This window comes from Paraburkholderia sp. FT54 (assembly GCF_031585635.1).
Taxonomy (GTDB): Bacteria; Pseudomonadota; Gammaproteobacteria; order Burkholderiales; family Burkholderiaceae; genus Paraburkholderia.
The window spans coordinates 1220392-1232763 of the sequence record NZ_CP134196.1; the positions used below are offsets into that span (position 1 = coordinate 1220392).

10 protein-coding genes and 1 pseudogene are annotated in these 12372 nt (G+C 60.4%); 9 read left to right on the forward strand and 2 right to left on the reverse strand.

Annotation, left to right across the window (positions count from 1 at the left end):
* Positions 1-168 precede the first annotated feature (168 nt).
* Positions 169-861 carry a CBS domain-containing protein gene (locus RI103_RS25070; RefSeq protein WP_310818320.1) on the forward strand — a complete coding sequence of 231 codons (693 nt, stop codon included), beginning with the start codon at positions 169-171 and terminating at the stop codon, positions 859-861.
* Positions 862-1217: 356 nt separating this feature from the next.
* Here RI103_RS25070 and RI103_RS25075 read toward each other — a convergent pair whose 3' ends face one another.
* Together RI103_RS25075 and RI103_RS25080 are read right to left on the reverse strand one after the other, a co-directional pair.
* Positions 1218-2870: an MASE4 domain-containing protein gene (locus tag RI103_RS25075; protein ID WP_310818321.1), complete on the reverse strand. Its 1653-nt coding sequence runs from the start codon at positions 2868-2870 to the stop codon at positions 1218-1220.
* 509 nt (positions 2871-3379) lie between these two features.
* Positions 3380-3481: pseudogene (locus RI103_RS25080) on the reverse strand (GTP-binding protein); the annotation flags it as partial.
* 461 nt (positions 3482-3942) lie between these two features.
* On the opposite strand from RI103_RS25080, the gene RI103_RS25085 reads away from it, so the two are divergent.
* The 8 genes from RI103_RS25085 to RI103_RS25120 all read left to right on the forward strand — a co-directional run bounded on the left by RI103_RS25085 (position 3943) and on the right by RI103_RS25120 (position 12035).
* Positions 3943-4392: a Fur family transcriptional regulator gene (locus RI103_RS25085; RefSeq protein ID WP_310818323.1), complete on the forward strand. Its 450-nt coding sequence runs from the start codon at positions 3943-3945 to the stop codon at positions 4390-4392.
* A 259-nt stretch (positions 4393-4651) separates the two neighbouring features.
* Positions 4652-7003: a TonB-dependent receptor gene (locus tag RI103_RS25090; RefSeq protein ID WP_310818324.1), complete on the forward strand. Its 2352-nt coding sequence runs from the start codon at positions 4652-4654 to the stop codon at positions 7001-7003.
* A 46-nt stretch (positions 7004-7049) separates the two neighbouring features.
* Entirely contained in the window at positions 7050-7775 is a 726-nt protein-coding gene (locus tag RI103_RS25095) for a MotA/TolQ/ExbB proton channel family protein (RefSeq protein ID WP_310818325.1), read from the forward strand.
* Positions 7772-8170, forward strand: a complete 399-nt coding sequence (locus RI103_RS25100; RefSeq protein ID WP_310818326.1) for a biopolymer transporter ExbD — start codon at positions 7772-7774, stop codon at positions 8168-8170. The genes RI103_RS25095 and RI103_RS25100 overlap by 4 nt, the downstream gene beginning before the upstream one ends.
* A complete protein-coding gene (locus RI103_RS25105; protein WP_310818327.1) occupies positions 8163-8912 on the forward strand; it encodes an energy transducer TonB in 750 nt (249 codons plus the stop codon). Before RI103_RS25100 ends, RI103_RS25105 begins: the two co-directional genes overlap by 8 nt.
* 539 nt (positions 8913-9451) lie before the next feature.
* The gene (locus RI103_RS25110) at positions 9452-9724 is read left to right on the forward strand and encodes a hypothetical protein (protein WP_310818328.1); all 273 of its coding nucleotides are present in this window, start codon (positions 9452-9454) and stop codon (positions 9722-9724) included.
* Between the two features lie 786 nt (positions 9725-10510).
* Complete coding sequence (locus RI103_RS25115; RefSeq protein ID WP_310818329.1) at positions 10511-11194, forward strand: DUF2968 domain-containing protein; 684 nt, start codon at positions 10511-10513, stop codon at positions 11192-11194.
* 571 nt (positions 11195-11765) lie between these two features.
* Positions 11766-12035: a hypothetical protein gene (locus tag RI103_RS25120; protein WP_310818330.1), complete on the forward strand. Its 270-nt coding sequence runs from the start codon at positions 11766-11768 to the stop codon at positions 12033-12035.
* The last annotated feature ends 337 nt before the right edge of the window (positions 12036-12372 follow it).

Sequence of the window (12372 nt, forward strand, 5' to 3'; positions counted from 1 at the left end):
CGTGGTAGCTGGCAAGCAAGCATCGCGCGTCCGCTGCCCGCTTTTTATTTTTAAGGATCTTCACAATGGCGGCCTGGGGCGCTCGCGATTGCCGCCGATTGGCTGAACACGGGGGCAGTACGCTGCGGTCCCACGGCTTGAAAGGTTCAAACGTTAAGGAGGCTTACCATGCGCGCATCCGATGTCATGAGCAGTACTGTCATATCAGTCACACCCGACGCGACCGTGCGAGAGGTCGCCAGAATTTTGGCCGACAACGGTATAAGCGGTGTGCCGGTGTTGGATCCGGACGGCCGGGTTGTCGGCATGATCAGCGAGGGTGATTTGCTTCGACGCAGCGAGCTTGGCACCGACGAGCGCTTCCGAACGTCATGGCTCGAGCTTCTCTGGTCCGCAAGCCATGAAGCACGCGATTACATCAAGACGCATGCTGCGAAAGTGAGCGACGTGATGTCCAGAGAGGTTGTAGCTGTCCAACCTGACACGCCGCTTGGCGAAGTGGCCAGCATTCTTGAGACGCGGCGCATCAAACGCGTGCCTGTCGTGGAAGCAGGACGGCTCGTTGGCATTCTGAGCCGTGCCAACCTCGTGCAGGCTCTCGCCAGCTTGCCGGAAACGCCAGCGTCGAATGTGATGCTCTCCGATGCCGAGATACGCGCGATGTTGATGGGTGAACTAGCCGGACGCAAATGGAGTTTCGCAGGACGCAATATTGTCGTCGTTGACGGCGTCGTGCATCTATGGGGCGTGTTCCATTCGATCGAGGCAGTCGAAGCGGTTCGCGTGGCGGCGCAGGACATTCCCGGCGTCAGGCGCGTGGAAGATCACACCGAACCCTATCCGGTGATGCCGGGCATCTAGCAGGGCGGCGGCCGGACAGATCTGACCGGCAACTTTGGACGCGCATTGACTCAACTTATTTCATTCTCCCAAGCGTACTCCGGAGCGCCGATTTTCGGTTGATACATGTCAATCGCGGCCACGTCATCCGGATTAAGGCCAGTCCTACTTAAGTGTTTTTTTATTAAACGGAGACATTGCATGAAAGCACTCGTGTACGATGCTTTCCACCCGACCCGAACAGGGAGTGTGCACAGTCCGGCCCCGGCGACGAGGAAGGAAATGTGCAGTTTCCGACGATCGTAGACGCGCGCTTTATCTACAAAGCACCGATCGAGCCGAAGGATGTCGATTCGATCGTCGAATATCTATCAGCATCAGAGGCGCGAATTAGACGGGAGATCATTGGGTTGCTCACTTCGCGGAGTATCAGCAGAGGTCGCGCCGTCGGCGCGCAGGACAAACTGAAAGACGGCGCCATGCGGCTTGTTTGGGGCCACCCACATGCGGCCGTTATGTGCCTCGATAATCGAGCGGCAAATCGCCAGGCCCATTCCCATACCTTCAGATTTCGTGGTGAACAGCGGGTCGAATATCCGGTCGATGTCGTGCGGGCCGACTCCTGTTCCGGTGTCCGTTACCGATACTGTTACGCCGCCGTCGTCGTGGACGTCGGATTTCACGCACAGGACCCGCGGCTCATCGAAGGCCGTCATCGAATCGATGGCATTTGCGATCAAGTTTAGAAGCACTTGCTGTAGCTGGATTTGATCCCCTATTGCCTGCGGTAGCTGTTCAGCCAGCTCTGTCTGGACCAATATCCGGTGCTTCTGCAGATCGGCGCGCATCAAGGCAACGGTTTCCCCGACGAGACCGTTGACGTCAAACGCCGTTCTGTTCAGATCACCCGTCCTGAACATTACCCGAACTCTTTGGATCACCGCTGCCGCGCGATGACCATTTGCGATGATCTGCTCGAGCGCAGTCTTCGCTTCATCGAGATCGGGCGTCGCGCGATTAAGCCAGCGCAAGCCCGCATCGGCATTTGTGACCATCGCCGCCAATGGCTGCTTGACCTCGTGAGCAATCGTGGCCGCGACTGCCTCCCCGGTCACCAGCCGTGCCTCGCGCTCGCGGCGTTGTGCGAAGACCGCGCGCAGCAGCTGCGCGTAAAGCGTCGTTATCTCGTACAGCAGGACAAACAGGACGAGACTGCCGGACAGGACCCCGCAGACCCGGCCAGCATACCAGCCGACCGTGTAGCGGGCCGGAACCGGGAAAGAAATCAGACAGATTTCTATCACGTGCGCGCACATGACCACCATCAGCCACAAATCGAGCACTGAGCGCCGCCAGACCCAGAGCACGGTGAGCGCAACGACGCTCACCAGCGCTGCGGACCCGGCGGCATAAAACCAGAGCGTGGAAAGATGCACCGTATCGACCAGCAGGCGGGGCAGTAGCGCATTTCCCACTGTGACTGTAAATGTCGCTGCACACACGATCGCCGCGGTCATGGCAACGCTCGACAGGATAGCCGCTCCCGTGGAGCCCCGCCACAACCGCTTGGCCGGATCGGCTTCCTTCAACAGGGCATAGGCGATGATGAACATGGGGAAGCCGGCGTGCCACAGAATGTAGAGCCACGCGGTGCTCTGCGGCCCGGCGTCAAGGAGCCCGCCTGGCGCGAAGATTCCGGGAAACGTCAGCGTCCATGGGATCAAGACGAGCCCTGTGAAGAGATATCCACTCGCGATCACGAGCAGTGCACGCGAACGCAAGATGGAGAACTGGGCAAACAGCAGGACGGCGGTGATCGAATCGTTCACGAACATCGCCGTGGCATACATCGGAACGAAGGCGTCGATCCGCTGCAGATGGAGGCCCGAAAGCCGCCCGGCTATGGCGAAAAAGGCGACCAGCAGGGCGAGCACGACGGCAACGGCAAGTCGTATCTGTGCCCGGCCAGGCGTCAGGCTCGAGAGGATGAAGTGCTGTTCCTCCGGAACAACGGCGGCTGTTTTCATCATCGGAGCAACTCTTTGCAGTGGCTGGGACGCGCGGCACGAAGCTCACGAGGCTTCGCCGCGCTCATTGCACCGTCCTGATTCACCGCGATTTCTTCAAGGACCGCCGTTGGCAAGGTTCCTGCAGCGGCGGTGATCGCGCCAGTGACCGACTCCAGAACACTTTTCTCGGGCCATCGTTCAGGCTCTCCCTGGCCCCGACCGGTCACTTAACGTGCCCCCCAATGTATCTCGTTTGCGGGCAGTTGTATTCATCTACCCAGAGGCCACTCATGAGCGGCTGTTCAAGCTAAACCGCCACTTATCTGGGTGTCCAGGATAGGTCCGTTTGCATGTCTATAGCTGCCATGATGTCGTAGTCTGCAAGTGACACAGGCGGGTCGGGTCCGGAAGTTCGGGCCTAGGTCGCCGGGGATGCGCGGCGCTCTTACTGCGATCTTCGGCAACCGGCCAGTTAGAGTCGCTCACACACAACTTGCGACTGGCCGTTTCCAATCTGACGTGAGCCGGTCGCGCGCCGAACGCTTCTCGCTCAGGATACGATTGAGGAGCGTCGTCTTGCCCGCGCCCAGAAAACCAGTCAGCACTGTGACTGGAACACGTGTGTCGTCCATGGTAGCTCGCTGTAGTCAATAGGAAAGCGTCCAGGTATTTTCCGACCCTGGCTGAAGTGAACCGCACATCGCACCGGGAACAGGAAATAACTTCAATCGTGGCGTGCGCGGCCTCATAGAACGCGTTCGCCGAACCATGCTGTCTGCTCATGTGGACTGAGCCGAACGCAAGTTGTCGAAATGTTATATCATTCCAATCTATTTGAGGACATCGGTTCGGGTTGGGCAACGCCGCGGGTAGGGCACTCCATAGCCCGCCAATCGCTGTAGTGCCAGCCGTTTAGCGGTGGTGTCCTTGTTCACATGAGTAAGACGCTAACGGGTGCCGGCTAGTGAGGCTCACAAAAAAGTCATGGGTCACCGCCCGTAGCTGCTGCGATGGCTTCGCTTCGCGAGGAGATGTCACGATTCACGAAAGGTAGCAAGCGGCTTTTGACATGTAACGATAATGAAAGCTCTCGATGACTGAAACACATGCGACGATTGCATTCTTACGGCAGGCTGACGCCCGCTGCACATTGCGCGGGCATCGGCTGACACCCCAGCGCCGACATATCCTCGCATTATTGTTGAGCCGGGGCGGCCGCGCCACGGCATATCAGTTGCTGGAGGACATGCGGGCGGTCCGCACCAATGCCACACCGGTCACCATCTACCGAGCCTTGAATTTCCTGATGGAACAAGGCCTCGTGAGACGGGTCGCAACGACCAGCACCTTCCTGGCGTGCAGTCATGTCGATGGACAGCACGCGGTTTTCATGGTGTGCAAGCGCTGCGGGTCAGTTTCGGTGGTCCACGACGAGGCGTTGCGAAGGAAGCTCGAGCGCGCAGCGCGCAGCGCCCACTTCGTCGTGAGCGGACAGGAAACGGAGATCAAGGCGTTGTGCGAATCCTGCTCGGGCGCCCGGTGACCCTTCGTACTCGCCTCGCAATGCAGCCAGCAGCGAGAAAAAAACGCCATGCGTGTATTATTTTTAAATGCAATGTTATAACATTGCGTTATGCATTGCATCTAACAGTTTGCGCGCAACAGGTTACTGATCCCGATAGCGGTGGCGTCAGAAGCACCGCCGAAGTGCGATATCGCTCGGGACAAGGACAACCGGGCGCGATGACGCAGGGAATACCGCGTAGTGCGATGCAACCTATTCAATAACGACAGTCAAATCGATGAAACATCGCACACTTTTCTCTCACGCTGCGCTGCTGCTATTCGCGCAAGCGCTATCGGGTCCTGTCTGGGCCGCCCCGAGCGACGGCTCCGTAGGCGGCCTCGTCACGGATAGTCTCGGCAAGCCCGTAGCGGACGCCAATGTGGCCCTTCAAACCGCAACCGGGGCGTCCGCAGCAACCACAAAAACCGATGCAGGCGGGCATTTCTCGGTGCAGGACGTCACGCCCGGGACTTATGCAATCGTTGTCACCGCAACGGGATTTACTAGCGGGAGCAGCATCGCCACCACGAGCCCTGGAACGGAAAGTTCCGTTACCGTCGCGCTCACGAAAAGCGACGCGATTGACGTGCGGGTCAGTGCCCAGCGCCTCGACCAGGCCCGCAACGGACTGTCGCCGGAAACCGGCAGCAGCGTGTACCGCATTACCGACGCGGACATCCGCAACATGCCGCAGGGCGATGCGACGCCGCTGAACCAGGTCCTGCTGCAAGCGCCCGGCGTTGCGCAGGATTCATATGGCATGGTCCACGTGCGGGGCGAACACGCGAACCTGCAATACCGGATCAACGGCATCATGATTCCGGAACCGATCTCCGGCTTTGGCCAGTCCTTCGATACGCGCATCATCGACCAGGTGGACCTGCTCACCGGCGCGCTTCCCGCGCAATACGGGTTGCGCACTGCCGGCATCGTCGACATCACGACCAAGTCGGGCGAAGCGGGCAACGGCGGCTCGCTAGGCGTGTACGGCGGCAGCCACGACACCGCGCAGACCAGTGGCGACGTGTACGGCACCCAGGGTGCGCTGACTTACTACTTCAGCGGTTCGGCCGGCGCGAACGATCTCGGCATCGAAGCGCCGACCTCGAACGGCTCGCCGCTGCATGACCACACCCGGCAAGGCAATGCATTCGGCTACATGTCGTACCTGATCAATCCGCTTACCCGGGTCAGCGTCACCTTTGGCACCGCGAGCAACCAGTTCGAAATCCCGAATACACCAGGGCAACCGACTCAATTCGTGCTCAACGGCCGGACTAGTTTCGATTCCGCCGCGCTCAACGAAACCCAGAGTGAACTCAACAACTTCGCGACCGTCGCGTTGCAGGGGACGAACGGCGACAAGCTCGACTACCAGGTCGCGTACTTCACGCGCTATACGCGCACGCAGTTCAACCCCGATCCGATCGGCGATCTGCTCTTTAACGGCGTCGCTTCGCAAGACTTCCGTAGCAATTGGGCCAATGGACTGCAGGGCGATACCACGTACCGGCTGAACAGTTCGCACACGCTGCGCGCCGGCGTGTACTTCGAACAGGACCGCGCGGTCGCCAACGACAGCGTCTCGGTGTTCCAAACTAATCCCGATGGCACGCAGTCCACGTTCCAGCCGAACACGATCAACAGCGCCAGCACGACGATCGGCCGGCTCTTCGGCGTCTATGTGCAAGACGAGTGGAAGCTGAGCGACAAGCTCATCCTCAATTACGGGTTGCGCTTCGACATGATGAACGAGGTCGTCGACGCCAGCCAGTTGAGCCCACGCATCGGCCTCGTGTACAAGGCAACGCCGAGCACCACGCTGCATGCAGGTTACGCGCGGTACTTCACACCTCCCCCTCTCGAACTGATTGCGCCGACCACGGTGGCGCAGTTCAACAACACGACCAACCAGGCTGCGAGTCCGCAAAATTCGCCAGTGCAACCCGAGCGAAGCCATTACTTCGATGTCGGCGTAACCCAGCGCGTCACCTCCGCCGTCACGGTGGGCGTGGATGCTTACTACAAGAAGGCGACCGATCTGCTCGACGAAGGGCAGTTCGGCACCGCCCTGATCAACACGCCGTTCAACTACCAGACCGGACACGATTACGGCGTCGAATTCACCGCCAACTATAAGGACGAGCATTTTTCCGCGTACACGAACCTGGCGCTCAGCCGCGCAACTGGCGAAAACATCGTCTCGGGCCAGTTCAATTTCTCACCCGATGAACTTGCGTACATCGCCAGCCATCCCGTCAATCTCGACCACGACCAGTTGATCACCGGTTCGGCGGGGATCGCCTACACGTTTGCGCGCACGACCTACAGCGCGGATACCACCTTCGGCAGCGGCCTGCGCAGCGGTTTTGCGAACACGGACCATGTGCCGTTCTATGTGAATATCAACCTCGCGGTCATCCACCACTTCCAGGCGCCCCTTGTCGGCAACTTCGATGGACGGCTGGTCGTGGTCAATCTGCTCAATCGTGCCTACGAATTGCGCGACGGTTCCGGAATTGGCGTTGGCGCCCCGCAGTTCGCACCGACGCGCGCTTTCTACGCAGGCATCACGAAATACTTTTAAGACGCCCGCGCGGCGTCCCGCCGCGTGAGCAGGAAGCCACGACACCATGAATGATTTTTCCGAACTGTTTCTCGCTGTACGCTTGGGCGGGTGGGTCATCTACCCCTTGACCGTCCTCGCGGTGGCCGGCCTGGCGATCATCCTCGACAAGGCTTATTCGCTGCACCGGTTCGCGCGAATTCCGGACCGCATTGACCAACTGATCGAGGCCCCCGTCGTCGATTTCGCGCAGACACGCGCACTGATTGCGGCGCTGCCCGAGCGCCACGCGCTGCGCAGCTTCGCCGCGCCGATTCTCGACGGCGGCCATGCGCCGATCTGGTGGATCGAGTCACGTGCCGAGACCGCCGCGCAGCATATCGAGCGCGCGCTGAACCGGGGGCTGTGGCTGCTCGAAACCATCGTGACGGCCGCCCCGCTGCTGGGACTGCTCGGTACGATCATCGGCATGATGCACTCGTTCAAGCTGATCGGCGGACAGGGCGTGGTGAACCCGACCGGTGTGACGGGCGGTGTCGCGCAGGCGCTGATCGCGACCGCGATCGGCCTGCTGATCGCTCTTGTCGCGCTCTTCGCGTTCAATTATTTTTCCCGGCGGGTCGGCGAGCTGCTCGATCACTTCGAGCGGGTCGGCACACGGCTGATCGGGCAGCTCCGACTCGACCAGGAAGATCCGGAAGAAGCGGTGCAACGCCGGCTTTACCGGGAGCGCGCGGAAGGGCCAGCGCAGTTGCGGCTCGCCCGTGAGCATGCGCAAGGACCGCGCACGTGAAACTGAAACGCTCAAGACAGGCTCGGCGCGGGAAGATCGAAATCATCCCGATGATCGACGTGATGTTTTTTTTGCTGGCGACCTTCATGCTCGCATCGCTTTCGATGCAGCGGCTTGATTCGATCAAGATCGACCTGCCGGGCGGCCAGGCGCAACGGCTCAATCTGGACACGCCGCTAACCCTCACCGTGACGCGCGCCAATGCTATCTTCGTCAACCGTCAGCCGGTGCCGCTCGCGGCGCTAGCGGGCGAACTGCGGCCATTACTGAAACCCGACGGCAACCTGGTGGTTGCCGCCGACGACACCGCGTCGCACGGCGTGGTCGTCAAGGCGATGCTCGAAGCACGGAAAGCCGGCGTGCAGCACTTCCTGATCGCCGTTCACCATGAGTAACGTGGGCCGCCTCAGCAACACGTCCTTGCTGGACGAGCCGAAACCACGCATCGTCGTTGCGGTGGCCATCGCATTCGGGTCGTGGTGCGCAGCGCTCGTGCTCGTCGGCGGACTGCTCGCGACGCCTGAGATCACGCCGCCTTCGCCTCCGGTTCTCGACGCGCAACTCGTTGAAATAGAGCCCCCGCCACCGGCCACAAGCACGCCGGCGCAGGCCGCGCCGGTTCATCCGGCACCGCCGGCGAACATTAAGCACGCAACGCCCGCGCCGGTGCATCACGCAACTCCCGTACACCAGGAACCGTCCCAGCAAGCTGCCGCGCATGTGGCGCCGCCAGTTGCACCCTTGGGCCCTGCTGCGCCTTCGGCGGCGCCATCCCCAGCGCCCTCTGCGCCGCTGGCATCGGCCATGCCAGCGGAGAATGCCGCCAATCGTTCACCGGCCGCGACCGATTTCGCAGCCAGCGGCAGCGGCCATACTGGCGCGCGCGTAATCACGCAGCCACTGCCGGAAATCCCGGACGACTTGCGCGAAGCCGCGTACCACGCCATTGCGCTTGCGCGTTTCACGATTCACCCGGACGGCTCCGTCGAGGTCGAACTCCTGCAGCCGACGCAACAGCCGCGTCTGAACCAGCTGCTGCTCGCCTCGCTGCACAACTGGCGCTTCTTCCCCGCCACCGAGAATGGCAAGCCGGTCGAGAGCCACCAGGACGTTCGCGTCCACCTCGTGGTCCAGTAGCGCACGCCTAACGTATGGCATGGCGGTGGCCAGATGTTGGAACGACCAGTGCCGCGAGGCTCGGTAACTGGCTTGACGCATGGTCTCCTGTCGGTCTGGAAACGGACGCTGGTAGATATTGCCTGAGTGGCTCCAATGGGTCGCGTGCCGCCGATCGCGGCTGTACGAGATTGGGGAAGTCCATGCTTGTTGCATGAGGCAGTGAGCGGCCATGACCTGTCATTCGCTCACGCCATTGGCAGGACACTCAGACGGCGGCTCCGGTCAGTAAGCGGCCGTTTCTTTCGCGAAGGTGAGGGTTCCATCATCGACGCTGCGCAACCCGCAGAAATTAAAAATTCGGTCGCAAGGGGATGGAAAAGTTTTGCAACAACGTGATCTACCGCGCAGTGTGACGTACAGGTATCCCCCGATTATTGAGGCGTTGCGTCACCGGGGCTGTATCCAGAAGTGGTCGGGACCGTGGCGTTTTGTGGCCCCCCGGCGTAAAAGTCCATTTTGAAGTTGGCGGAGTGTCACGTGACGATGAGGGGGTCATCATGCTGCAGTGGATAGCAAGCTGGACAGTGCGTAACGCACTTACTCCGGAGAAACGGGCCGAAAAGGCGTTGCGAGAGTTGCGTATGGAACTCTTCCAGGCTGAACAACGTATCCTCGATGCGCAGATGCACGCAGAATACTATCGAGCCCGCCTGGCCTTTTGTGAGGCGGTATTAAAAAGCGGGATCGAGCAAGTAAGCGACCAGAGGAAAGGGCCGCAGATAGGGGCGCCGGCTTTATGGACAGGTCACAAGCTCACAGCTGCCCAATAGCCGAAACTGTTGCGGTGGGGGAGTGACTACTTCCTTACTCGCCGCCTTGACTGAACTGCTAGATGACGTTCTCGCCGAATTGCCAGTATTCCGCTAATCGCTGCGGACGACGCATCGGCGCCAGCCTTTCACCAGGTGGCTGGTTTGCTTCGTCGCTCGGTCGTGTGCACCTTCGCGGCCCGACTAAGTCTCGTGTTGGTCATGCCGAAACGAAGCGATTGTTCCGATACGAAGTCCGTCGGCGATTTTGCGTGTACCGCGCCAGTCATCGCTGGTTTGCGGTCGTCACGATCTGCACGTCTACCGTGACGACCGCGGTCCCGTTCGGTTAGTTAAATTGAGCACGCAACGTTCTCTTGCCGGGAGCGTGCCTCGATCACTCCGCGTCGAAATGTCAGCCGCTTTCGGAAACGACGGCGGCCCCATCATTTGCGCGCATGGCCTCCGCTATTCCCGCGAAAGACATCGGACGGCCTGTCAGATAGCCCTGAATGACGTCATATCCTGCCTTTGACAACGAGGCGAGTGCACAGGGTAAGGCGTTTATCTAAACCGTCGACGGCGTGCACAGGCTGGGCTCCCCAAACGCTCGCCAGTCGAACCCGACACACTTCAATTTCTTCCCGTCAACCTCATGTTTGGCACCTCAACATTCCTGAGTAGTTGCCGTTAACGGGTTACCAAGGGTTCACTTTACCGTTGGGGCTGGCGATTTTTGCCAGCTCGTTGCTGTCGATATGAGAGGTTGGCAAACATATGAGACTGTCTTTTGCAGAGAAGCTCACCATGACCGCATTCGTCGCAATGGGGGCCGTGCAGAGTGGGGATGCGCAGACATTGCCGGACAGTGGGCCGGGCGCTGCCGTAGTCGCCCAACCGGGCATGGCGACGGCACTGTCCGTCACGACGCAAGAACAGCAGGGGCACGGGATGCTGACAGCCGACGAAGCGAAGCAATCCGCCGCTGGCAACGTCGCCGAGTTGCAGCAGATGATCCGAGGTTCGGACCTGAGTGAGCTGCGCACGACGTCCAACGGCAACTACCGCGCGAGCCTGCTGTTTTACGGCAAGGAAATGACCTACTACGTCGCGCTGTTCCAGCAAAAGAATTTCTGGCGCGTCATCAAGACGCAGGATGCAACGCGTGCCAACATGATCTACAGGGATTTTGTGCGCCAGACGTTGCAGCTATCCGACGTCGAGATTCGCCGCACGCGGCTCGAGGCGCAGAAGGCGTTCACCGAGCGGATGATTGCGCTGTCGCAGGGTCGTGCGAACCGCCTCCAGGCCGACCTCGATGTAGCGAGTCAGCAGCAGACAATCGTCGCCGGGCAGCAGCAGAAGACGCGTGCCGAAGCCACTGCGCTCGCGCAGCAGAAGGCCGCCGCCCAGGACCAGTTGCGGGCCTCCCAGCGGCAGGTACGCGAACTCCAGAGCCAGCTGGAAAGCGGCCTGGCTCGCTCACATTAGTTTTTCAGCGTCTCACTGCACGAGCGCGAGCGCGTCCGGTTCGCCGCTCGGAGCAATGTTCGTTCACCGAGGCCTCGCGCGACAGTCGCGCTGCGGCAGGCCGCGAATCTCGTTGTCAATGCTCCGCGCTGCGCGAGAGGGCACTTGGCTCTGCGCCACGACGAGGCCGCGGAACTGCTTCCACGACATAGGCAGCCTCGACGGCCGAGTTCAGCACGAGGCGCGGCGGAATCTGATACGGATACCTTATTGAGCTGGCTGGCTCCCCGGCGGGCGGTCGGTGAACATAGGGTTTACCCCGATAAAAATATTGAGACGGGACGCCGTAATACTGCTGGATTTACACGGCGCGGGTCGAACATGGGAAGGCAAACGTTTGCTCAACTATTGTGGCTGCTAGTGCCCGTGAGACTTGTTGGTCCGATCGCGATCAAGGGCTTCGACGCATGGTTGTTGTGTCGGGTGCATCTGGTGAACAAGAGCGCTGGTGTCCGTTTGTGATCGCGGGTTTTAAGGTGACCGCTACTGCTGGGTGCTGGCATCCCTACCAGCCCGCTAAGGAAAGAGCTACATGTTCGACGCCGAAATTGCTGCGACGCTCCTGAACCGGTGGCACCGTAAGCGTGCGAACCCAGGAGACCCGCCACCGCTGGAACTCTTGCAGGAAGGCAAGCTGCATTTCAGGCATGAAGGCGGTGACGTCCACGCGGACGATATCGCCGCGGATCGGCGTCTTCGCGTTGAATGCCTGACGTTCGCCGACGGTTCCCGCGCCTTGCGCGTCACCGACGCGGGTGGACAAAGTGACTGGACGCGATGGACTGCTACCGAGCCGGTCTGAAGGCTCGAAATGAGCGCCCGTCTCGGAAGATGCGCCAGCCGTTGTGCACGCAATCTCCATGCGCGACGAACTGGCCGGCGTACCGGCTTGCGAGCCACGGTGGCAATATCGTTATCAACGAATTCCACGATGCCCTCTCCTCGTGAAAGCGGAGCTGGAAAGGCTCCTCAATACTTCTGAGGCCGTAGATTCATGCGACTGCCCGCCCACATGCCGACGAAAAAGAGCCGACAGAATGTGTCGGCTGAAGGATTCTGGCTATTCCGAGGGCCGTGCCAGAATCTGAGAGGCGCACATTATTGCACTGCCTGATTCCTAAGGGACGGATGGCGGAAAA